Here is a 24,246-nt window from a genome sequence, read left to right on the forward strand (position 1 = left end):
GAAAGCAAAACAGGAGCGCCCATGAAAACGAAATTAAATGAACTGCTTGAGTTCCCTTGTTCATTCACTTACAAAGTGATGGGTCTGGCTGAACCTGAGTTAGTCAATCAGGTCGTTGAAGTGGTTCAGCGCCATGCGCCGGGCGATTACTCTCCACAAGTGAAGCCAAGCAGCAAAGGCAACTACCACTCAGTATCCATTACGATTAATGCAACTCACATTGAACAGGTAGAAACTCTGTACGAAGAGTTAGGTAACCTTGAACTGGTACGGGTAGTGTTGTAATACAAACCAGAAAAATCCCCTGTAATTTCACAGGGGATCTTTTATCTATCAGAAACACCACAGTTTCAAGTGGACTAAACTGGTGAGAACCTCTTCTGAGGGTTATACTGACCCAATCTTATCGCTATCAAATGATGTTTCAATTGCAACATAAAACGATCTTCTTACGCCAATTAGGAATACAACCCTACGAGCCGATTTCTGATGCAATGCACTTGTTTACTGAGCAGCGAGATACTGATACACCCGATGAAATTTGGCTGGTACAACATCCAAAAGTATTTACTCAGGGGCAGGCAGGTAAATCTGAGCATCTGCTATCTCTCGGTGATATCCCGGTTATTCAATCCGATCGCGGTGGGCAAGTCACTTATCATGGTCCCGGCCAGCAGGTTATGTATGTCATGATTGACATCAAACGCGCCAAAATTGGTGTACGGCAACTGGTTACAGCAATAGAGGATACCGTAGTTAAAACACTTGCCTACTTTGGTGTACAAGCTTATACCCGTCCGGATGCTCCAGGTGTTTATGTCGAGGAAGCCAAAATCTGCTCTCTAGGATTACGAATACGTAAAGGCTGCTCTTTCCACGGACTGGCACTTAATATCGCAATGGATTTAGAACCATTTCTGCGTATTAATCCCTGTGGCTACGCCGGTATGAAAATGATTCAACTTAGTGATTTAGTCCCTGGAATTACTGTTGAGCAAGTACACCCCATTTTGGTAGAAAAATTTTGCCAACAGTTAGGATTTAAACTGAATAGTTAAAGATGATATAATTTTTTAACATTTTTCAAAAATTTTTTAATGGATTTATTATACAGTTAGGCTGAATGATAAATCTCAACCTGATGAATTTAACACTGGAACCAGCACGATTATGAGTAAACCAATTCAGATGGAACGCGGAGTTAAGTACCGTGACGCAGACAAAATGGCGCTGATCCCTATCAAAACAGTGATTACCGAACGTACAGAAATCTTGCGTAAACCTGAGTGGATGAAAATCAAACTTCCTGCGGATTCCAGCCGCATTCAGGGTATCAAATCGGCCATGCGCAAAAATGGTTTGCATTCTGTCTGTGAAGAAGCTTCCTGCCCTAACCTGGCTGAATGTTTCAATCACGGTACAGCCACCTTTATGATCCTTGGCGCAATCTGTACCCGCCGTTGCCCTTTCTGTGATGTAGCCCACGGCCGCCCTACGGCACCTGATACCAACGAACCGGTAAAACTGGCACAAACCATCAAAGATATGGCACTGCGCTATGTCGTCATCACCTCCGTTGACCGTGATGACTTGCGCGATGGCGGTGCTCAACACTTTGCTGACTGCATCTCTGCTATTCGTGAAAAAAATCCATCCATTAAAATTGAAACCTTGGTTCCTGATTTCCGTGGGCGTATGGATCGCGCACTTGAAATATTGACAGCGACACCCCCTGACGTATTTAACCATAACCTGGAAAACGTACCACGGGTTTATCGTCAAGTACGCCCTGGCGCAAACTATGAGTGGTCACTGAAATTGCTCGAAAAGTTCAAAGAAGCCCATCCCGATATTCCAACTAAATCTGGCCTGATGGTGGGTCTTGGTGAGACCAACGAAGAAATTCTCAATGTTATGCGTGATTTGCGCCGCCATGGTGTCACCATGCTAACGCTGGGCCAATATCTACAACCCAGCCGCCATCATTTACCGGTACAGCGCTACGTTAGCCCACAGGAATTTGATGAAATGAAAGAAGAAGCTATGGCTATGGGATTTAGCCACGCTGCCTGCGGGCCATTTGTTCGCTCTTCTTATCACGCTGATTTGCAAGCCAGAGGCGAAGAAGTCAAATAATCATAAGATTTACTATGCTTAATATTATTTTGGCTGTATTTATTGGTGGTGGCTTAGGCAGTGTATTACGCTGGTTTATCAGCCTCCACCTTAATAGTATTTCTACTAGCATCGCGGTTGGCACCCTTACCGTTAACTGTATTGGTGCATTGATCATCGGGCTGGGGTTAGCCTATTTTAATCAATCCCCCTATCTTGATCCGACCTGGAAACTCATGCTAACCACCGGTTTTTGCGGCGGCTTAACAACCTTTTCCACGTTTTCTGTTGAAGTCGCTTATTTGTTGCTGGATGGAAAACTGGGATGGGCATTGGGAACAGTTCTGCTTAACCTTTTCGGCTCACTACTGATGACAATTTTAGCTTTCGCACTAATGAACAAGCTTTAAAATTACACACACATCACAAAAATAAAAAAAACCCGTTATATCAACGGGTTTTTCAAAATACGGAGTTAAAATCAGATAGCGACAACGTTTACAGCAGATGGACCTTTAGCGCCGTCAGTGATTTCAAACTCTACCTTTTGACCTTCTGCCAGAGTTTTAAATCCGTTACTCTGAATAGCAGAGAAATGCACAAATACGTCTTTGCTACCATCTTCTGGAGTGATAAACCCGAATCCTTTAGATTCATTAAACCACTTAACGTTACCTTTAATTTTTGACATCAAACTTACCTTTAACGTGAAAATAAGACACAAAACCTGTGTCGTATACAGTACAGCAAATAAATTGGTTGATTGTCTACAACCAAGATCACGAAAAGCATAATAAAATACAATAGATCTTATCTTTTATTTAGTTTTACTGCCAAATAATGTACATATGTAAATATTCTATGACCTTCCCTGGTCTTTTATCAGACAATTTATTAAACAAGCAAACTGTTATACTTTTTCATGTTCCAATAACCAGCTTTTAATATTCAAACCACCGGTATATCCCACCAACTTACCATCATGCCCAATAACACGGTGGCAAGGCACAATTAATGAGATCGGATTACGGGAATTAGCCATTCCTACAGCACGACAATAATTGACTGAACCTAATGCTAATGATAGCTGCTTATAACTCCACACTTCGCCAAACGGGATATTACATAACAGGGACCAGACACGCTGCTGGAATTCAGTTCCTACCGGATTGAGTGGAACAGAAAACTCAGTACGTTTACCCGTAAAATACCCCCGCAACTCCTTCACGCACTGTTTAGTGATATCATTTTTTACTTCAGGCGCTGTTTTTTCATCAACAAAATACAGACTAGTTACTCCCTTATCATCCGCAGTGATATGAACATACGGTTTTGGAAATCCTTTAGGTGTATCAAGATACTGATGATACATAGCCACCTCCTCCATTGAAAAAATATCAATTATTATAGGGATTAGAGTAAATCGTCTTTTCAATAAATTGCAATGATGAATTCAGTTGCTCCCTTACCACCGACTAGAAAACTTAAATTTTCCCAGCAAGATAGAGAATAAACAACACCATAATTCTGATGATAGTCACTCAATGTAAAATTAACACCATATATAGTATGGTTGAATTAAAATTCCACTACATATAGTATAAGTCCAGTTATAGCCTTTTGGAAAACTGTTACCAGTGAACCAAATTTCATCATTACACACCCACAAACTGAAAAAGGAGTCATTAATGAGCATTACTATTTATAGCAAACCTGACTGCGTACAATGCGACGCGACCTACCAGGCTCTAAACCAAAGGAATATTCCTTATCAGATTATTGACTTAACCGAAAACCAACAGGCTTTAGCGATTGTCCGCACTATGGGTTACCAGCAAGTTCCCGTCGTCGTCGCAGACACACAGCATTGGTCAGGGTTCCGCCCTGATAAAATCAACGCGTTATCTGAGAATTTGTAGGTTTACTATGAATATGAATCCGCTGGTCTACTTCTCCAGTTCATCCGGAAATAGCGACAGATTTGTCCAGAAACTCAAGATGCCAGCTCTCCGTATTCCGATAAACCAATCAGGTAATCTGCTCAATGTAACTTCACCTTACATTTTACTGATACCAAGTTATGGTGGTGGCAGTGCTAAAGGCGCGGTTCCACAACAAGTGATCCAGTTTCTAAATGTTGCCGAAAACCGAGCACTGATTCGGGGAGTCATAGCCGCCGGAAATACAAACTTTGGCGAAGCTTACGGTATCGCCGGACGGATAATTTCAGAAAAATGTCAGATACCACTTCTATACCGTTTTGAACTATTGGGTACTGAAGAAGATGTATATCAAGTACACCAGGGTATCCAAAGATTCTGGCAACATTACTCACCAGAGAATATGTAATCATGACTTTCCAAATTAACGAGCGGCAGGATTATCATGCTCTCAATGCTATGCTCAATCTGCACGATAATGAAGGAAACATTCAGTTTGATAAAGACAAACTGGCCATTCATCACTATTTCCACCAACATGTAAATCAAAACACAGTCTTTTTTAACGATCTGAAAGAGAAACTCGATTTCCTTCAACAAAAGGGATATTACGAAACTGAAGTACTAAAACAGTACGATTTTGCTTTTGTTAAAAAGCTTTTTCAGCAAGCCTATAGTAAAAAATTTCGCTTTCAAACTTTTCTGGGCGCATTCAAATATTACACCAGCTATACACTAAAAACCTTCGATAATAAACACTACCTGGAACGCTATGAAGATCGGGTATGCATGGTAGCACTGACCTTAGCTCAAGGTGATCAGATACTGGCTGACCGTCTGGTCGATGAAATTATCAGTGGCCGTTTTCAACCCGCAACGCCAACTTTCCTTAATTGTGGTAAGAAGCAGCGTGGAGAACTGGTTTCCTGTTTCCTTCTGCGAATTGAGGACAATATGGAATCCATCGGGCGTTCAATCAATTCAGCATTACAACTTTCAAAACGTGGTGGCGGTGTCGCCTGCTTACTCAGTAATCTACGGGAAACCGGCGCACCAATAAAAATGATTGAAAATCAGTCATCAGGCATCGTTCCAGTGATGAAAATGCTGGAAGATGCATTCTCATATGCCAATCAACTTGGTGCACGCCAGGGTGCAGGCGCCGTTTACCTCAATGCTCATCACCCTGATATTCTTCGTTTTCTGGATACAAAACGGGAAAATGCCGATGAAAAGATCCGTATAAAAACTCTCTCTATTGGGGTCATCATTCCTGATATCACTTTTAAATTGGCTAAACACAATGAAGAAATGTATCTATTCTCACCTTATGATATTCAGCGGGTTTATGGCGTGCCAATGTCTGAAATTAGCATTACAGAAAAATATGCTGAAATGGTAAATAATAAAAAAATTCGCAAATCAAAAATCAATGCCCGTGAATTTTTCTTAACATTAGCTGAAATCCAATTCGAATCCGGTTATCCCTATATTATGTATGAAGACACTGTGAATCATGCTAACCCAATTAAAGGCCGGATCAATATGAGCAATTTATGTTCCGAAATTTTACAGGTTAACAGTGCCAGTGAATATAACGATGATTTAAATTACTGCCATATTGGGAAAGATATCAGTTGTAATCTGGGATCGATGAATATCGCTCATACAATGGACTCACCTGATTTTGCCCTTTCTATTGAAACAGCTGTTCGCGCCTTAACTGCCGTATCAGATATGAGCCATATCCGTTCAGTCCCTTCTATCGAAAAAGGAAATCAGGATTCTCATGCGATTGGTTTAGGTCAAATGAATCTTCATGGCTATTTGGCAAGGGAAAGCATTCATTATGGTTCTGAAGAGGGAATTGATTTCACAAACATCTATTTCTATATCGTCACTTATCATGCTTTGCGGGTTTCAAATCAGATTGCAATTGAGCGAAATCGCTACTTTAAAAGTTTTAAAGATTCCCGTTATGCCAGTGGTGAATTCTTCAATAAATATATGGAAAGATCATGGCAACCTCAGACAAAAAAAGTCCGTCAACTATTTGAACAAGCAGGAATAATTATTCCCAGTCAACAAGACTGGCTTGAATTAAAAGCTTCAGTTATGGCCCATGGTATTTACAATCAGAATCTTCAGGCTATTCCTCCCACAGGTTCTATTTCATATATCAACAATTCAACCTCAAGTATTCACCCTATTGTATCCCGTATTGAGATCCGTAAAGATGGCAAAACAGGACGAGTATATTACCCAGCTCCGTTTATGACCAATAATAATCTTGAATATTACAAAGATGCTTATGAAATAGGGCCGGAAAAGATTATTGATACTTATGCCGCAGCGACTCAACATGTCGATCAAGGATTATCACTAACACTTTTCTTTAAAGATGGTGCCACTACTCGCGATATTAACAAAGCCCAAATATATGCCTGGCGTAAAGGGATCAAAACACTTTATTACATTCGTCTGAGACAAACTGCTTTGGAAGGTACAGAAGTACAAGGCTGTGTTTCATGCTCATTGTAAAATTAATGCTGGAAATTTATTATGATTAGTCATCCTATACGTGCAATTAACTGGAATCGAATTGAAGACGACAAAGATCTAGAAGTCTGGAACCGGCTGACAACTAACTTTTGGCTACCGGAAAAAATCCCGTTATCTAATGATATTCCCTCATGGAATACATTGACCGCAGAACAGAAAAAACTCACTATCCGGGTATTTACCGGGTTAACCCTATTGGACACCATCCAGAATACAGTCGGCGCTCCGGCATTAATGGAAGATGCGCTGACACCTCACGAAGAAGCGGTTATGTCCAATATTAGTTTTATGGAGGCCGTTCATGCACGTTCTTACAGTTCCATCTTTTCAACATTATGCCTGACTACGGATGTAGATGACGCCTATCGCTGGAGTGAAAGTAATTTTTCATTACAGAATAAAGCCAAAATTATCTTAAATTATTATTGTGATAATCATCCATTAAAGAAAAAGGTTACCAGTGTTTTTCTGGAATCATTTTTATTTTATTCAGGTTTCTATTTACCTATGTATTGGTCAAGTCGGGGCAAATTAACCAATACAGCCGATTTAATCCGCCTTATTATCCGAGATGAAGCTATTCACGGTTATTATATTGGATATAAATTCCAAAAATCATTGAATAAATATGCTAAACCAGAGAAAAAAGAAATTAAAGACTTTACCTTTTCATTATTATTAGATTTATACGAAAATGAAGTTAAATATACCGAAGAGCTTTATGGTATTGTTGGCTGGACTGAAGATGTTAAAAAATTCTTACATTACAATGCCAATAAAGCATTAATGAATCTTGGCTATGAAGCCTTATTTCCTTCAGAAACAACGAATGTCAGCCCGGCAATACTCTCCGCATTATCACCTGGTGCAAATGAAAACCATGATTTCTTTTCTGGTTCAGGTTCATCGTATGTTATTGGTAAAGCAGTTAATACAGAAGATGAAGATTGGAACTTTTGAAGAAAATGACTTTATTTTATCTAGAATATTTCGAACGCCTGATAACCGTAACACGATAATATTTAAAAACAATACCATTAAGCCTATTTTTTAAACTATAAAACACCATAAAATCCTTATATTTTTTATGGTGTTTTTTACAGATGAAACTATTCCTGTGAACATTTTTTACCAGAAACAGCCATTCTTATCATCTCAAACGACAAAAAGCATTAATTAATCTAATTTATTTTAAATTAAATTTCACTCTGATCAGACATAGTCAACATTATAAATTAATAACCAATTCCATCTAAAATATAATTGACGAATTATTGCTTTATTATCATAAAAATATAATAATAACAATAGCATAGAAGGAATTTATCCTTTCAACAATAGAATCACTTCATAAAAAATAATTTGCTCATAATAATGAAATCACTCCAAATATATTTAATTTAAGTAATTTAATATCACTAATTTTTACATTAATTAACATTAACATAGGGTTGTCAGACTCTCTCAGTATGTTAGGGTATATATCTTCAAAGAATCGTGCAGAGATGAATAATGCATAAAATTATTAAATAACCATTGAAAGGAAAGTAACTATTTCATGGCAATTAAACTCGAAGTTAAAAACCTCTATAAAATATTCGGTAAGCACCCAGAATATGCATTCAAATTGCTGAATTCTGGCTTGAATAAAGATCAGATATTTGAAAAGACAGGTCTGACTATTGGTATACAAAATGCCAATCTGGCCATTGAAGAAGGCGAAATATTTGTCATCATGGGATTATCAGGCTCCGGCAAATCCACCATGGTACGCCTTCTCAATCGCCTGATAAAACCGACTCGCGGTCAGGTATTAATTGATGGGGAAGATATTTCTGAGATTTCAGAAACAGCGTTAAGAGAAGTTCGCCGTAACAAAATCAGTATGGTTTTCCAATCATTCGCACTGATGCCACATTTAAACGTCATGGAAAATACAGCTTTTGGTATGGAACTTGCCGGGATCCCCAAACAAGAACGCCATAAAAAAGCACTAGATGCACTGAAACAGGTAAATCTGGAAAGTTATGCGCAATCCTACCCTGATGAACTTTCAGGCGGAATGCGTCAGCGTATCGGGCTTGCCAGAGCACTGGCTAATAACCCGGATATTTTGCTGATGGATGAAGCATTTTCTGCCCTTGACCCATTAATTCGCACAGAAATGCAAGACGAGTTACTCAGTCTACAAGGTAATCAGCCTCGCACCATCGTCTTTATTTCTCATGATTTGGATGAGGCAATGCGTATCGGGGATCGAATTGCCATTATGCAAGGCGGTGTTGTTGTACAAGTCGGAACACCTGATGAAATCCTGAATAATCCGGCAAACGACTATGTGAAAACCTTTTTCCGGGGCGTAGATATCAGCCATGTATTCAGCGCCAAAGATGTCGCTCGCCGCCGCCCGGACTCGCTTCTTCATGTTGCGCCAGGTTTTGGCCCTCTTTCCGCATTGAAAGTCCTGGATGATGAGAACAGGAATTATGGCTATCTGATCGAACGTGGGCAAAAGTTCGCAGGTGTGGTTTCAGTCAATTCATTGGAAAAAACATTACGGGAAAAAAAACCTATCGAACACGCCATATTAACCGAGCCAACCGCCGTTGCCGCAGATATGCCTCTCAATGAATTGATCTCTGTTGTAGCACAATCACCTTGTGCGGTTCCGGTTGTTGGGGATAACGACAAATACATCGGCGTTATTTCCAAAGGGATGCTGTTACAGGCTTTAGATAAGGAGACACCAAATGAGTAATCAAAACGAACATCAAACTCAACCTGCACCAGATACGAGGGATCCCCATCCCTCCTCGGCTGATAACATCGATCCCTGGGGTAGCGAAGCCAGTGTTGACAACTCAGCGGGTTCTGACTGGCTGGATGCACCAGCAACAACGGTACAACCTGAACATTTCAATATCATGGATCCATTCCAGCACACACTTATTCCCTTGGATTCATGGGTAACCCATGCTATTGACTGGGTTGTACTGAATTTTCGCCCAGCATTTCAGGGAATGCGTGTCCCAATTGATTTTGTTCTCAGCAATTTTGAGCAATTTCTAACCTCAATGCCCGCCCCCGTTGCAATCCTGTTTTTTACTCTGATTGCCTGGCAGCTATCAGGCATTGGCATGGGTATTGCCTCACTTGTTTCACTGATCATTATTGGTGCAATTGGAGCATGGTCTGAAGCGATGGTCACTCTGGCATTGGCTCTGACATCTCTGCTGTTCTGTATCATCATTGGTTTACCACTTGGCATCTGGCTGGCACGCAGTGGGAGAGCCGCAAAAATCATCCGACCTCTGCTTGATGCTATGCAAACCACGCCAGCATTTGTCTATCTGGTTCCCATTGTCATGTTATTTGGTATCGGTAACGTACCTGGGGTTATCGTCACCATTATTTTTGCCTTGCCCCCAATTGTCCGTCTGACAATTTTGGGTATCAAGCAGGTTCCGTCAGATCTGATAGAAGCCGCCGAATCTTTTGGTGCCAGTCCTCGCCAAATGCTGTTGAAAGTTCAGTTACCATTGGCTATGCCGACAATTATGGCGGGTATAAACCAAACTCTGATGCTGGCGCTGTCAATGGTTGTTATCGCCTCAATGATTGCCGTCGGTGGTTTAGGTCAAATGGTTCTGCGAGGCATTGGTCGTCTTGATATGGGGCTTGCCGCAGTAGGTGGTGTCGGGATCGTTATTCTCGCGATTCTCCTTGACCGCTTGACACAATCTCTTGGTCGCGACAGCCGCACCAAAGGCGTAAATCACTGGTATACCTCCGGGCCAATTGGGTTAGTGATCCATTTATTCAGCAAAAAAGCATAGCCTTGCAAAGGCATATATCAAACCACAAGTTTTTAATAAAAATATGATGACGACTAGCAGGAGAAAAAACTGTGCGCAAAATAGTTATCTGGGCTATAACCCTGTCATCACTGATAAGCTCTCAGTCATTCGCTGTCGAATTACCTGGTAAAAATATCAGTGTACAACCAATACAAAGCACGATTACCGAAGAAACATTCCAGACTCTGATTGTCAATAAGGCACTGGAAACACTGGGCTATGATGTTAAACCAATCAAAGAAGTAGACTACAACGTCGCCTACTCCTCTATCGCTTCCGGTGATGCGACCTTTATGGCCGTAAGCTGGGAGCCACTGCACAACACCCAATATCGGGCAGCAGGTGGAGATACCAAATTTTACCGTGTTGGGAATTACGTAGAAAATGCCGCTCAAGGTTATTTGATCGACAAAAAAACGGCAGAAAAATACAACATCACCAACATTGCACAACTGAAAGATCCGAAAATAGCCAAATTGTTTGATACCAACGGTAATGGCAAAGCCGATCTTACCGGCTGCAACCCTGGATGGGGCTGTGAAGCCGCAATTAACTATCACCTTAAAGCTTATGGCTTGAATAATAGTGTTGAACATAATCAGGGGAATTATGCGGCCATGATGGCCGATACCATTACCCGCTATAAAGAAGGTAAACCTGTTTTATATTACACATGGACACCTTACTGGATCAGTGATGTGCTGAAACCGGGTAAAGATGTCGTCTGGCTGCAAGTTCCTTTCTCGGCTATGCCTAACGGTGAAAAAATAGACACAAAGCTGCCAAATGGTGCTAATTATGGTTTCCCACCAAGCATTATGCATATTGCCGCCAATAAAAAATGGGCAGAAGACAACCCTGCCGCAGCCAAGCTATTTTCTATTATGAAAATACCGCTTGCTGATATTAACGCCCAAAACCTACGTATGCATAATGGTGAGGCATCACAAACAGATATTGAACGCCATGCCAACAGTTGGATCAAAACCCACCAAAAATTATTTGATAGCTGGATTGAAACCGCTATCAAGACCACAAAAACCAATTAACATACTGAGTAATAAAGTGAATTGGCATAAGCCAATTCACTATTTTCCACTTACACCGCCCTTATACTAAATAAATCAACTCATTCCATGTTTGTCGGTTTCTTTCTACCACCATCCCGGTTTTATCATTGAAACTGGTAATAAAAACTCATTACAATGCAAAAAATCTAACGCGTGACTACAAGCTCTTAGCGAGCTATCTACTCCCTCTAACTTGCTGTTTAAGCATAAGAAAATACATCTATGGAAGAGAATATTTCCCATACACCATTAAGCCCGGCTTTGATTGCTCTGATGGCCATTGCCACAGGTTTGGTTGTTGCCAGTAACTACTATGCGCAACCGTTGCTTGATACTATCGCGTTACAATTTAACCTAACTGCCAGCGAAGCGGGTTTTATTGTGACTTCAGCTCAATTGAGCTATGCCGTTGGCCTGATATTCCTTGTACCATTAGGTGATATGTTTGAACGACGCAGCCTAATTGTCTCAATGACAATATTAGCCGCTATTGGATTGCTGATTACCGCTATGTCGCAAAACATTTGGCAAATGTTGCTGGGAACGGCACTGACAGGCTTATTTTCAGTCGTTGCCCAGGTGTTGGTCCCTCTGGCGGCAACACTTGCCCTTCCCCATCAGAGAGGAAAAGCCGTTGGTGTAATTATGAGCGGCTTGCTACTTGGAATATTACTGGCAAGAACCATCTCCGGAGCAATGACCACGCTAGGTGGATGGAGAACGATTTTTTGGGTTGCCAGCATCTTACTGGTCATTCTCTCCCTGACGTTATGGCGCTGCCTGCCTCGTTATAAACAAGTGACCACTCTCAATTACTTCCAATTACTTGGCTCTATTGGAAAACTCGTCGCCACAACTCCCCTTCTAAGAGTACGCGCCATACTGGGAGCACTGACATTTGCCAATTTCAGCCTTCTATGGACATCAATGGCATTCCTGCTCTCAGCACCCCCTTTTAACTACTCCGAAGGGATAATCGGTTTATTTGGGTTAGTCGGTGCCGCAGGAGCCCTGATGGCAACTAAAACCGGGCAACTGGTTGATACAGGAAAAGGTTCTCTGACCACCAGCATTGCTCTAGTGCTACTACTTCTTTCATGGATACCGATTGGCTTCGCCAAAGAATCATTAATCGGCTTTCTGATCGGTATTCTACTCCTTGATACTGCGATTCAAGGTGTTCACGTTACGAATCAAAGTACGATCTATCGCATTATGCCAGAGGCCAGAAACCGACTCACCTCTGCTTACATGACCAGCTATTTTATCGGTGGCGCTCTTGGCTCTCTGGTTTCAGGTTATGCTTATAAATATTCAGGTTGGTATGGCGTTGCTGCCGCTGGAATGACCATCTGTATCATCAGCCTGATCGTGTGGTTTTTAGGCAAAAAACATGATCCAAAAACGTTGTAAGAAACAAGTTATGGTAAAAGATTGTCTAAATAAAAACATTTACGAAACATTTATTAAGGATAATATTTTCTATTTGGTTTCCTTTTGTTAATGTTACATAACATTTATATAACTAGATATATCGTATGCCTGTTTCTAACACATTAACGCCTTTACCCAGTAAAAAATCCTCCTTTACTGAGGGAATAGTAGACAGTTTACCCATCGTTATCGGGTACATTCCCGTCGCTTTTGCTTTTGGTCTTAGCGCGGTCAAACTTGGCTTCACCCCAATAGAAGCCATTTTCTTTTCATGCATCATCTACGCCGGTGCAAGCCAATTCGTTATCACGGCCTTACTGAGCGCAGGCATGTCCTTATGGGTTTCTGCCCTGACAATACTGGCAATGGATGTTCGCCATATCCTTTATGGTCCATCTTTAAAACATCGTATCAAAGATAAACTAACGGAGAGAAAAACCCTTATCTGGGCTTTTGGTCTAACAGATGAAGTTTTTGCCGCAGCCACCGCAAAACTGATTAAGAACCAACGTAGTTGGAGTGAAAACTGGATGGTTGCTATTGCGAGCTGTTCCTGGCTTGCCTGGGTTGTTGGTACAGCAGCCGGCGCATTTCTTGGCAACGGTTATCTGGAATCCTACCCTGCAATAGAAGCTGCCATGATTTTCATGTTACCGGCACTATTTTTAAGTTTTCTGCTTGCATCTTGCAGAAAACAAAACAGTTATTGTGTTGCAGCCTCGCTGACTGGGGCACTACTGGGAATTACGCTTTTCTCAATCCCTGTTGCCATTCTGGCAGGTATTGTCGGTGGTTGTATCGCAGCATTGTTACAACCAAGAAACAGTTGCAATGACACTAATGAACAAAAGGAAACACAATGATTGACAGTAGAATTTTGCTCATCGGGCTATTTGTTGGGTTAGCTAACTTTTTGTTCCGCTATCTTCCACTGCGTTTTGGTAAAGCGCATCAATCTGGCGGCAGACAAGGCGGAAAAACAGGCATTATTCTTGACAGCATTGGCATTGCATCTATCTGCGCTTTACTCATCGTATCAGGTGTACCTGATGTAATGAGAGACAGTAAAAAGCTATTTCCTACCCTGGTGGGCTTTTTAACTATCTGTTTAATTTTTTACAAAACAAAGAAAATTATACTCGCAACACTATTCGGAGCACTGCTTTTTGGACTAACATTCAAAATATTTATGAATTAGGTATCAATATCAAAAGAAATATGATGATAATAAATAACTACAATTGCTAAATTTATCTTTTAATATACCATTTGGATGTTTGATAACAAAAGTTATCTTACCAGTTGAAACTAATAAGGTATCTAAATAATGGAAAGTTCGTTTACGCCTACCGAAGAATTACTGAATATTCGTGCAGCACAGCAAGCCAAATTAAATAAAGATATCCCTTATCAAGAGATCCTGTTGACTAGGTTATCAATGCACGTCCAAAGCAAATTGCTTGAAAACCGTAATAATATGTTGAAAGCTCAAGGAATCAATGAAACTTTGTTCATGGCCCTGATGATCCTTGATACTAAAGAAAGCCACAGCATCCAACCATCAGAATTAAGTGCCGCATTAGGTTCTTCTCGTACTAACGCCACTCGTATTGCTGATGAATTAGAAAAGCAGGAGTGGATTGAAAGAAAGGAAAGTCATAACGATCGTCGCTGTCTTCACCTTCACCTGACAGATCAAGGTACAAAATTTTTAAATAGTTTACTTCCACCTCAACATGATTGCCTGAGAAAACTTTGGTCATGCCTTGACCAGGAGGAACAAAAACAGTTAGAGACGTTAATGAGAAAATTACTGGTCAGACTTGATACAATGGGCGATTGTATCAAAAAATAACTTATTGTTTGATCGAACAATTTTCATCCAAACAACAATTTTCTGGTTAAATTGTTCGAGAAAAATTTCCTTGTTAGCCAAGATGATCTTTTCTGCCAAAAGCTAACTATTATTCTTCGATAACATTGGATTCTGTGTAATTCATCTTTCCAGTAGTGATGACATACCACTACTGGAAAGTGAGCTGAAAGATGATAGTGACCAAAAGATAGATAACAAGCATGGAGATTACTATGAGCACGAATGAGGAAATTGAAGTACCAGCACCACAAAATCCAACCGATAACAAAAAAAGACAACGCAGTCGTGCCTTAGTATTACTAACTCTGGTATTTACTCTGCTTGGTGTTACCTACTTTTTTTATTGGTTTCTCATTTTACGCCATCATCAAGAAACCGATAATGCCTACGTTACAGGCAATCAAGTTCAGATTATGTCGCAAGTTACCGGCAGCGTAATTACAGTTAACTTCGATAATACTGACTTTGTGAAAAGCGGCAGTGTATTAGTACAACTCGATCCCCGTGATGCAGAGTTAGCATTGGAAAAAGCAAAAACAGCACTGGCTAACAGTGTTCGTCAGACTCATCAGCAGATAATTAACAGTAAACAATATCGGGCTAATATCGCTCTGCGCCGCTCTGAATTGACCAAAGTTCAAAATGATCTCAGCCGTCGTGAAATACTTAGCGCTCAAAAAGTGATTGGTAAAGAGGAGCTGCAACATGCACAGGAAGCCGTTGCCAGTGCCCGAGCCGCTCTGGATATTGCTATCGAGCAATATAACGCTAATCAGGCAGTTATTCGTAATACACCACTAGAGAAACAACCTGCCGTTGAACAAGCAGCAGCGGAAGTCCGTAATGCCTGGCTAGCGCTACAACGCACTAAAATAGTCAGCCCAATTGACGGCTATGTCTCACGCCGCAGTGTACAAGTTGGCGCACAAGTCAATAAAAATACACCACTAATGGCGATAGTTTCAGCAAACGATATGTGGATAGAAGCTAACTTCAAGGAAACTCAAATTGCCGGTATGCGTATCGGTCAACCCGTAGAAATCACCAGCGATTTCTACGGTGGAAGCAAAGTATTTAGCGGCAAAATCACTGGCCTTGATATGGGTACAGGCAGCGCCTTCTCTTTATTGCCTGCTCAGAATGCCAGTGGCAATTGGATTAAAGTTGTTCAACGCTTACCCGTCCGCATTACACTGGATCCTGGACAATTAGAGAAATACCCATTACGCATCGGTCTCTCAACTAAAGTCAGGGTAGATACCACCCTGTCTGATGGGCCTGTTCTATCTGACAGAACACGCACTAAATCGGCTTATCACACCTCTGCACTGGCAATAGATATGTCTCCGGCAAATAAAATAGTTAGCGACATAATCAATAATAACGCTTAAAAACAATACCGGAGGCAACAGTGACAAAACAGCCGCTTACAGGTGCCAAACTTGCCTGGATGACCATTGCGTTATCTTTGGCAACCTTCATGCAAGTTTTGGATTCCACAATTGCTAACGTAGCTATACCCACTATCGCAGGTAATTTGGGGTCATCAAATACTCAAGGGCTCTGGGTAATTACCTCTTTCGGTGTCGCTAATGCAATTTCAATCCCGGTTACTGGATGGCTAGCAAAACGCATTGGTGAAGTTAAGCTATTCATCGGGTCAACAGCCCTATTTACTATAGCTTCCTGGTTATGTGGAATTTCCAATAGCCTTGGAATGCTAATCTTTTTCCGGGTTATTCAGGGGTTAGTTGCTGGTCCTCTTATTCCTCTTTCGCAAAGCCTGCTACTGAACAATTATCCACCAGCCAAAGGAAATATGGCGCTGGCGTTATGGTCACTCACTATTATTGTCGCACCGATTTTTGGCCCTATTCTGGGTGGCTATATCAGTGATAACTATCATTGGGGATGGATTTTCTTTATCAACGTTCCTGTTGGTATAGCGATTATTCTGATTGCTATGCAAACACTGAAAGGGCGTGAAACCCAAACAGAGATCAAGCCTATCGATACAATAGGACTCGTGTTACTGGTCATCGGAGTGGGTTGTTTGCAAATTATGCTGGATCAGGGTAAAGAACTGGACTGGTTTAATTCTACAGAAATTATCGTATTAACTGTTATAGCTGTAATAGCATTGATATGTCTGACAATATGGGAATTAACCGATGACAACCCAATTATTGATTTGTCGCTGTTTAAAGAACGCAATTTTACTATTGGTTGCCTCTGCTTGAGTTTGGCTTATCTACTCTACTTCGGCACAATTGTTTTGTTACCTCAGTTATTACAGGAAGTGTTTAGCTATACAGCAACCTGGGCAGGGCTTGCATTAGCGCCGGTAGGATTGTTGCCATTGATAATATCACCACTGATTGGTAAGTTCGGCAATAGAGTAGATATGCGCTACATAGTGACATTCAGCTTTGTTATATACGCTGTCTGTTATTACTGGCGTGCATATACATTCGAACCAGGAATGGATTTTGCCGCTTCCGCGTGGCCTCAGTTTATTCAAGGGCTTGCTATCGCCTGTTTCTTTATGCCGCTAACAACCATTACCCTTTCTGGCTTACGGCCAGAACGCATGGCATCTGCATCCAGTCTGTCCAACTTTGTCCGAACATTGGCAGGTTCAATAGGAACGTCACTAACAGCGACCATGTGGACTCAACGCGAATCAATGCATCACGCTCATTTTACTGAATACATCAATCCTTATAATCCCGAAACTCAACAGATTTATCAGCAATTATCGGCATTGGGAATGAATAACCAACAAATTTCTGCTTATCTGGCAAAAGAAATTACCCATCAGGGACTCATAATTTCAGCAAATGAAATATTCTGGCTCTCCGCCGGGGTATTCCTGATTCTGATTATGCTCGTCTGGTTAGCGAAACCCCCATTCACACAAGGAAGTAAAAAGAGTGTTAGCGGAGCTCACTGAATCTTAAATAGCAAAACGGGAGCACGACAGCTCCCGCTTTTACTATCAAGCTCTATTCTGTCGCCACCATTCAGCTAACATAACGCCTGTTGCAACAGAAACATTCAGGCTTTCAACCAAACCAGTGCCCCCGACAAACAAACTCATATCGCCATGTTCCCAAGCACTGTCACTCAAGCCATCATGCTCCTGACCAAGTACCAGAACCATTTTTTCAGGTAATTTAACTTTAGCTAAATTGGTGCTACCTTTATGGCTGGATGTTGTCACAATGGTGTAACCCGCTTCACGAAATTTATTCAGTGTGGTGGTAAAACCATCAGCATCAATACCTTTAATATGTTCAGCGCCACCCTCTGCTGTACGAATAGCCGCACCAGATTCTAACAAAGCCACATCCTGCAAAATCACACCCTGCACACCGAAATGTGCACAGCTTCGCATAATAGCACCAAGGTTATGTGGATTACCCACATCTTCAAGAGCCAGAACACAGTCTTTTACCGGAGCACTTTTCAAGTAGGTCTCCGCATCAAAACCACTGCGTTTTTTAATTAGAAAACAAACACCGCCATGATGTTCAGTGCCTGACACTTTCGCCAGTTCAGCTTCATCCACAACATGATAAGCTTTGCGGTTGGCAGCCATCCATTTTAGAGCACTACGGAAGCGTGGTGTCACTGACTCAACAAACCAGGCACGAACTATCGCCTCTGAACGGTTTTTAAACATCGCCTGACAAGCATTTTCACCATAAATCCGGGTTTCTTCCATGCGCTGACGACGAAGCTGTTCTGGATCAATCTGGCTTTTCCCACTGATACCGCTATGTTCTGGCGTTAAAGAATCACTCTCAGGGCGAGAAACTGTTTTCCAGGGCGATCTTTCACGCTCAGTAACACGCGGAGAACGGGATGATCGCTCATTGTCCCGACGTCGCTGACCTTGATCGCGCCCTTTACCCGACGGACGTTTGTTATTGCCGCGGCTGTCATTATTGTCCTCACTGCGGACATACATCACTTTGACTTTGCCATTTTTACCACTGTATGAATCGTTCATTCGTCCCTCCAACTACTTTATGGCGCGAAGATTACCTGATGTGTGCATAGTAAGCTACCTCTGACAACCACAATCTATCAAAATATGCCTTTAATTTTTTTCCTACCAGCCCTTACCTGGATGATATTCCATTGTTATCAGTCAACAGTGCAGCAAAAACAGATTATTCACTGCGGGTGTCCGCTAGAGAAGAACAACATTGTACCGCAGAAGTGGCTGCTACCATCCTAGAACAAGCTGGAGACTTAATTGCTTCTCAGCGACTGCTTACTCATTTTAGCTATTTTCATCAACAATATCTGGCAGGTAAACCTCATCACCCGATAGCGTAAATCACAGCAATTACCAACAAAATCCGTTACAGTGACCACATTAATCGCTAACAAGGAGCCTCCTGATGAGCCAGCGCGGACTTGAAGCTTTATTACTCCCAAAATCCATTGCAGTAATTGGTGCTTCAGAAAAACCAGAACGAGCGGGTTCAGTTATGATGCGCAACCTGCTTGCAGGAGGATTTGCCGGGCCAATACTGCCGATAACACCCAATAGCGATTCCGTTCAAGGGGTTTTAGCCTATCCTTCAATAGATAAATTACCGATCACACCAGACTTGGCTGTTATCTGTACTCATCATGGCCGCAATTTGCAATGTCTGGAACAACTGGGACAACTTGGTTGTAAAACAGTTATTATTCTTTCCTCACCAGAGCCCCAATTTACTGAGCTAAAGCAGTGTTGCCAGCGCTATAGTATCCGACTACTTGGACCAAACAGTTTGGGATTATTAGCCCCCTGGCAAGGATTAAACGCCAGCTTTTCTCCAGTTCCAATACTCAAAGGAAAACTAGCCTTTATTTCTCAATCTGCGGCGGTATCAAATACGATTCTTGACTGGGCTCAACACCGGGGAGTCGGGTTTTCCTACTTTATCGCGTTGGGCGACAGTGTAGATATTGATATTGATCATCTGCTTGATTTCCTGGCTCGTGACAGTAAAACCAGTGCTATCCTGCTCTATCTGGAGCATATTCATGACGCCCGTCGTTTTCTTTCAGCGTCCAGAAGTGCTTCCCGCAATAAACCTATTTTGGTGGTTAAAAGCGGCCGCACCAAGCAGGCCCAGAGATTACTTGGTGAACAACAAAATCTGGATGCTGCTTATGACGCAGCAATTCAGCGTGCGGGATTATTGCGGGTGCAAGATACACATGAAATGTTTTCTGCGGTAGAAACATTAAGCCATATGTCACCTTTACGGGGAGAGCGACTATTTATTGTTAGTAATGGCGCGGCTCCAGCAGCAATGGCGCTAGATGAATTATTCCGTCGTAACGGTAAGTTAGCAACATTAGGTGAAGAAACAACGAGGGCATTGAAAACACAACTACCAGAAACTATCTCCCTCCACAATCCGCTGGATTTAAGAGATGACTCGACAGTGGAACGTTACATCACTGCACTAAAACCTTTGCTAGACAGCCATGACCATGATGCACTGCTACTTATTCATTCTCCTAGCGCAATGGCTCCCGGCATTCAGACCGCCACAAAAGTCATTGAGACAATCCGTAAACACCCACGGGGAAAATGGCTGACTATCTTCACTAACTGGTGCGGAGAGTATTCTTCACAAGAAGCCCGCCGCCTGTTCAGTGAAGCAGGTATTCCAACTTACCGAACCCCGGAAGGTGCCGTTACTGCTTTTATGCATATGGTGGAATATCGCCGCAATCAGAAACAATTAACAGAAACACCAACACTATCAGCAAACATCACAGCCAATACGGCCCGCGCCCATCAGTGCATACAACAAGCTCTGGAACAGGGAAATTCTCGTCTGGATACTCATGAAGTTCAACCTATTCTGGAAGCCTATGGTCTCAATACACTTCCAACATGGATTGCTCATAACAGTGATGAAGCGGTCAGTATCGCCCAACAGATCGGTTATCCTGTCGCCCTGAAATTACGTTCGCCAGATATCCCGCATAAATCAGAAGTTCAGGGGGTTATGCTCTATTTGCGCAACGCAGATGAAGTCAAAGCTTCTGCTCAAGCGATTATCGAACGTGTCAACCAGAATTTCCCACAAGCAAGAGTTCAGGGACTGTTAGTTCAGAGCATGGCAAACCGTGCCGGAGCACAAGAGTTGCGAATTGCCGTAGAACAAGACGAGGTATTTGGTCCACTGATTATGCTGGGAGAAGGTGGTGTTGAATGGTCACAGGAAACACAAGCAGCCGTAGCATTGCCACCGCTTAATATGGCATTAGCGCGATATCTGGTTATTCAAGCCATTAAAAGTAGAAAAATTAAACTCAGGGGCTCTCCTCAATCATTAGATGTGCTGGCACTTAGCCGACTTTTGGTTCAAGTCTCTAACCTGTTACTTGATTGCCCGCAAATTGTACGACTAGATATTCACCCATTACTGGCTTCCGGTGATGAATTCACACTACTTGATGTTTCAATGGAATTATCTTCGATAGCAGGTGATCCTCGGACCAGATTGGCTATCCGCCCATATCCAAGCGAATTGGAAGAAACCATAAAACTGAAAGGTGGTGCCGAATGCCTTCTACGTCCGATTCTGCCAGAAGATGAACCTCTGCTAAAAGATTTTATTGGTCAGGTCACCAAAGAAGATCTTTATTATCGCTACTTCAGTGAAATCAGCGAATTCACTCACGATGATTTAGCGAATATGACTCAGATTGATTACGACCGTGAAATGGCATTTGTTGCTGTGCGTCATCCTAAGACTACTCCGGAAATTATCGGTGTCACTCGTGCCATAGCTGACCCTGATAATGTCGAGGCAGAATTTGCTGTGCTGGTACGCTCTGATTTAAAAGGGATTACCCTTGGACATCAGCTGATGATCAAGCTGATTAATTATACACGGGAACATGGCATAAGCCGTCTCAACGCCATCACCATGCCAGAAAACCGCACTATGATAAAACTGGCTAAAAAACTTGGATTTACCATAGATGTTCAATTTGAGGACGGCATTGTAAACTTAGCCCTCGAACTTTAAATCAACTACGTGATGAATCGCACAGACTTGAATCATTAGGTAGCAGAGCGTTAAATCATGCTCCCAATTAACCAAACAAATGGTATTATCGCCAGATCATTTGCTTCATTGCTTTATATAGTCGTATTTCAGCCATCCAACATAAGAGAAAAAACGCACTGTGATGTTGTCTAAATTCAAACAAGCTAAACACCAACAACACCTTGCACAACTGCCTAAGCTACCTCAGTCAGTTGCTGATATTAAAACACTTTATCAACCTGAAGTGTTCCGCAGCATCCTGCTGGAAAAAATTGCTAATGCTGAAAAACATATTTATATCATCTCCCTCTATCTGGAAAACGATGACGCAGGGAGAGATATCCTTAATGCACTCTATGCAGCTAAACAACAACGTCCGGATCTGGACATTAAAGTTCTTGTTGACTGGCATCGGGCACAACGTGGACGAATTGGTGATGTTGCAATGGCAACTAATGCCGATTGGTATTGTTCCATGGCAGAAACATATTCTGATGTAAAAATTCCAGTATTAGGTGTACCAGTAAATACCCGTGAAGCACTGGGAGTTTTACATTTAAAAGGTTTTATCTTTGACGATACGGTGATTTATAGCGGGGCGAGTATTAATGATGTTTATCTACACCAACATGATAAATATCGTTATGATCGCTACCACTTGCTTCATAATGCAAAACTTGCAGAAACAATGAAACACTTTGTTGATAATTACATTATCGCTACAGACGCTGTACAAAAACTGAATTGTAAGAATCGTCCCCGTAGCCCTGAAATTAAACCGTTGATCCGTCAATTTCGCTTTTCTCTGCGATACACAACTTATCAGATAAATAATCAGGCAACGAACGATGAATTATCTGTCACCCCACTTGCCGGTCTGGGGAAGAAAAACCTGCTAAATAAAACCATCAGTCATCTTATCGCCAGTACAGAACAAAAACTGGTTATTTGCACTCCGTATTTTAACCTTCCAGCTATCATTGTTCGACTGATTGTTCATCTGCTTCGTCAGGGTAAACAAGTGGAAATTATTGTTGGCGATAAAACTGCCAACGATTTTTATATTCCACCGGAAGAACCATTTAAAATTATCGGTGCATTGCCATACCTATATGAAATCAACCTGCGCCGTTTTATCAGCAGACTACAGCGTTATGTAGATAGCGATCAACTAACTGTACGGTTATGGAAAGATGGTGATAATAGCTACCATCTGAAAGGTGTGTGGGTAGATAATCAATGGCAATTGATTACAGGAAATAATCTTAATCCTCGTGCCTGGGGACTGGATTTAGAAAATGCAATTCTTATCCACGATCCTAATAAAGAAATGCAGGAACAACGGACAAAAGAACTAAACTGTATCCGTACTCATACTACGATTGTCAGTAATTATCAGGAACTGGACAGTATCCAGCTTTACCCAGTCAAAGTGCGTAAACTTATCCGTCGTTTACGCCGTATCCGAGTAGACAGGCTGATTAATCGTATTCTATAATTGAATCGATAAAGCTGATTATTTTCTCTAAATCCCCTGTTGCGAATAACTTCAGGGGATTTTTTAATTTAATCAATTCTAGTTCTGCTTAAAAATAAGCATTTCAAAGATATGAAATGCAGGATCTGCTTTTTGGAGTTAAAAAGTAAAGAAAACTAATCCAACGACTATCCGAACTACAATGTTTAAATATTCTATTTAAGAAATATTCTTTAACCGGTAAAATATCATCTCAATTATATGCTGCTTTAAAGTTTTATATACAGCATAGCAAATATCACTATTCTTACTAGGTAAGAAAATATAGAGTTTTCTCTTTTAAATCTTATTTCTTAAATCAATACAAATGGAATTAAAATAATAAAATTTATTCTTAACACTGAAAAATTTTTCAATGTCGATTTACAAGAGAATAAATAGATTTCCATGATTACGCCTTACTTTAAATTAAACTTTATATGCCAAAGAATGTATTTCCTCCAACTAAGAAACTCTCACGACAAACAGAATAAGATATATTTACATGATTTATTTAAAAAAATAAAAAAGTATTGATGTAATATTGCCTGAAAATGTTATTTACTCATAACTAAGGCCATAAAAATTAGTCAAACTTATAGTATTGCTAATTTTCTATAAGCCTAAAAACTGGTTTAAGTTATTTTTATATACTTGTTGCTATAACTGTAATGTATTTTGATTATTAACATACTGATGGGCTACCTGTTGCCAAAGCGGCATATCCATCAGATGAAAAACTGGGGTCAGTCAGTCAATAAAATCATCCCCTAAAACGCAAAAACCCCCAGCTGACGCTG

22 protein-coding genes and 1 pseudogene are annotated in these 24,246 nt (G+C 41.3%); 20 read left to right on the top strand and 3 right to left on the bottom strand.

Annotated elements, in window-relative coordinates; translation table 11 throughout:
• Positions 1 to 21 precede the first annotated feature (21 nt).
• The 4 genes from ybeD to crcB all read left to right on the top strand — a co-directional run bounded on the left by ybeD (position 22) and on the right by crcB (position 2,525).
• Positions 22 to 285 carry a DUF493 family protein YbeD gene (gene ybeD / locus C5471_RS13315; RefSeq protein WP_011145617.1) on the top strand — a complete coding sequence of 88 codons (264 nt, stop codon included), beginning with the start codon at positions 22 to 24 and terminating at the stop codon, positions 283 to 285.
• Between the two features lie 131 nt (positions 286 to 416).
• Entirely contained in the window at positions 417 to 1,058 is a 642-nt protein-coding gene (gene lipB, locus C5471_RS13320; protein WP_133816171.1) for a lipoyl(octanoyl) transferase LipB, read from the top strand.
• Between the two features lie 112 nt (positions 1,059 to 1,170).
• A complete protein-coding gene (lipA, locus tag C5471_RS13325) occupies positions 1,171 to 2,136 on the top strand; it encodes a lipoyl synthase (RefSeq protein ID WP_133816170.1) in 966 nt (321 codons plus the stop codon).
• Between the two features lie 14 nt (positions 2,137 to 2,150).
• Positions 2,151 to 2,525 (top strand): fluoride efflux transporter CrcB, encoded by a 375-nt coding sequence (gene crcB / locus C5471_RS13330; RefSeq protein WP_133816169.1) that lies wholly within the window; start codon positions 2,151 to 2,153, stop codon positions 2,523 to 2,525.
• A gap of 71 nt (positions 2,526 to 2,596) precedes the next feature.
• Here crcB and cspE read toward each other — a convergent pair whose 3' ends face one another.
• Together cspE and C5471_RS13340 are read right to left on the bottom strand one after the other, a co-directional pair.
• Positions 2,597 to 2,806, bottom strand: coding sequence for a transcription antiterminator/RNA stability regulator CspE (gene cspE, locus C5471_RS13335; protein ID WP_021323071.1), 210 nt, complete (start codon positions 2,804 to 2,806; stop codon positions 2,597 to 2,599).
• A 219-nt stretch (positions 2,807 to 3,025) separates the two neighbouring features.
• The gene (locus C5471_RS13340; RefSeq protein WP_133816168.1) at positions 3,026 to 3,487 is read right to left on the bottom strand and encodes a methylated-DNA--[protein]-cysteine S-methyltransferase; all 462 of its coding nucleotides are present in this window, start codon (positions 3,485 to 3,487) and stop codon (positions 3,026 to 3,028) included.
• Between the two features lie 316 nt (positions 3,488 to 3,803).
• Between C5471_RS13340 and nrdH the strand changes: the two genes are divergently transcribed.
• The 13 genes from nrdH (at position 3,804) to emrB (ending at position 17,807) form a co-directional block, all read left to right on the top strand.
• A complete protein-coding gene (nrdH, locus tag C5471_RS13345) occupies positions 3,804 to 4,034 on the top strand; it encodes a glutaredoxin-like protein NrdH (RefSeq protein ID WP_133816167.1) in 231 nt (76 codons plus the stop codon).
• Positions 4,035 to 4,047: 13 nt separating this feature from the next.
• Complete coding sequence (nrdI, locus tag C5471_RS13350) at positions 4,048 to 4,464, top strand: class Ib ribonucleoside-diphosphate reductase assembly flavoprotein NrdI (protein ID WP_166295972.1); 417 nt, start codon at positions 4,048 to 4,050, stop codon at positions 4,462 to 4,464.
• Positions 4,465 to 4,466: 2 nt separating this feature from the next.
• Entirely contained in the window at positions 4,467 to 6,596 is a 2,130-nt protein-coding gene (nrdE, locus tag C5471_RS13355; protein ID WP_133816165.1) for a class 1b ribonucleoside-diphosphate reductase subunit alpha, read from the top strand.
• 21 nt (positions 6,597 to 6,617) lie between these two features.
• Positions 6,618 to 7,577 carry a class 1b ribonucleoside-diphosphate reductase subunit beta gene (nrdF, locus tag C5471_RS13360; protein WP_166295966.1) on the top strand — a complete coding sequence of 320 codons (960 nt, stop codon included), beginning with the start codon at positions 6,618 to 6,620 and terminating at the stop codon, positions 7,575 to 7,577.
• Positions 7,578 to 8,175: 598 nt separating this feature from the next.
• Entirely contained in the window at positions 8,176 to 9,375 is a 1,200-nt protein-coding gene (proV, locus tag C5471_RS13365; RefSeq protein ID WP_133816164.1) for a glycine betaine/L-proline ABC transporter ATP-binding protein ProV, read from the top strand.
• Entirely contained in the window at positions 9,368 to 10,453 is a 1,086-nt protein-coding gene (gene proW / locus C5471_RS13370; RefSeq protein ID WP_133816163.1) for a glycine betaine/L-proline ABC transporter permease ProW, read from the top strand. The genes proV and proW overlap by 8 nt, the downstream gene beginning before the upstream one ends.
• Before the next feature lie 71 nt (positions 10,454 to 10,524).
• A complete protein-coding gene (proX, locus tag C5471_RS13375) occupies positions 10,525 to 11,523 on the top strand; it encodes a glycine betaine/L-proline ABC transporter substrate-binding protein ProX (RefSeq protein WP_133816162.1) in 999 nt (332 codons plus the stop codon).
• 243 nt (positions 11,524 to 11,766) lie between these two features.
• The gene (locus C5471_RS13380; RefSeq protein WP_133816161.1) at positions 11,767 to 12,957 is read left to right on the top strand and encodes an MFS transporter; all 1,191 of its coding nucleotides are present in this window, start codon (positions 11,767 to 11,769) and stop codon (positions 12,955 to 12,957) included.
• Positions 12,958 to 13,082: 125 nt separating this feature from the next.
• Positions 13,083 to 13,841: an AzlC family ABC transporter permease gene (locus C5471_RS13385; protein WP_133816160.1), complete on the top strand. Its 759-nt coding sequence runs from the start codon at positions 13,083 to 13,085 to the stop codon at positions 13,839 to 13,841.
• Positions 13,841 to 14,176: an L-valine transporter subunit YgaH gene (gene ygaH / locus C5471_RS13390; protein WP_208862197.1), complete on the top strand. Its 336-nt coding sequence runs from the start codon at positions 13,841 to 13,843 to the stop codon at positions 14,174 to 14,176. The genes C5471_RS13385 and ygaH overlap by 1 nt, the downstream gene beginning before the upstream one ends.
• 129 nt (positions 14,177 to 14,305) lie before the next feature.
• Positions 14,306 to 14,833, top strand: coding sequence for a transcriptional repressor MprA (gene mprA / locus C5471_RS13395; RefSeq protein WP_133816158.1), 528 nt, complete (start codon positions 14,306 to 14,308; stop codon positions 14,831 to 14,833).
• A 233-nt stretch (positions 14,834 to 15,066) separates the two neighbouring features.
• Positions 15,067 to 16,245, top strand: coding sequence for a multidrug efflux MFS transporter periplasmic adaptor subunit EmrA (gene emrA / locus C5471_RS13400; RefSeq protein ID WP_133816157.1), 1,179 nt, complete (start codon positions 15,067 to 15,069; stop codon positions 16,243 to 16,245).
• A 20-nt stretch (positions 16,246 to 16,265) separates the two neighbouring features.
• Positions 16,266 to 17,807, top strand: coding sequence for a multidrug efflux MFS transporter permease subunit EmrB (emrB, locus tag C5471_RS13405; RefSeq protein ID WP_133816156.1), 1,542 nt, complete (start codon positions 16,266 to 16,268; stop codon positions 17,805 to 17,807).
• A 45-nt stretch (positions 17,808 to 17,852) separates the two neighbouring features.
• On the opposite strand, the gene C5471_RS13410 is transcribed toward emrB, so the two are convergent.
• A complete protein-coding gene (locus tag C5471_RS13410) occupies positions 17,853 to 18,869 on the bottom strand; it encodes a tRNA/rRNA methyltransferase (RefSeq protein WP_133816155.1) in 1,017 nt (338 codons plus the stop codon).
• Between the two features lie 98 nt (positions 18,870 to 18,967).
• Between C5471_RS13410 and C5471_RS13415 the strand changes: the two are divergent.
• The 3 genes and pseudogenes from C5471_RS13415 to pssA all read left to right on the top strand — a co-directional run.
• Positions 18,968 to 19,201, top strand: a pseudogene (locus C5471_RS13415) (DTW domain-containing protein); the annotation flags it as partial.
• Positions 19,202 to 19,266: 65 nt separating this feature from the next.
• Positions 19,267 to 21,909: a bifunctional acetate--CoA ligase family protein/GNAT family N-acetyltransferase gene (locus C5471_RS13420; RefSeq protein WP_133816153.1), complete on the top strand. Its 2,643-nt coding sequence runs from the start codon at positions 19,267 to 19,269 to the stop codon at positions 21,907 to 21,909.
• Positions 21,910 to 22,072: 163 nt separating this feature from the next.
• The gene (pssA, locus tag C5471_RS13425; RefSeq protein WP_166295969.1) at positions 22,073 to 23,428 is read left to right on the top strand and encodes a CDP-diacylglycerol--serine O-phosphatidyltransferase; all 1,356 of its coding nucleotides are present in this window, start codon (positions 22,073 to 22,075) and stop codon (positions 23,426 to 23,428) included.
• Positions 23,429 to 24,246: the final 818 nt, after the last annotated feature.

The organism is Photorhabdus tasmaniensis (assembly GCF_011189505.1).
GTDB lineage: Bacteria > Pseudomonadota > Gammaproteobacteria > Enterobacterales > Enterobacteriaceae > Photorhabdus > Photorhabdus tasmaniensis.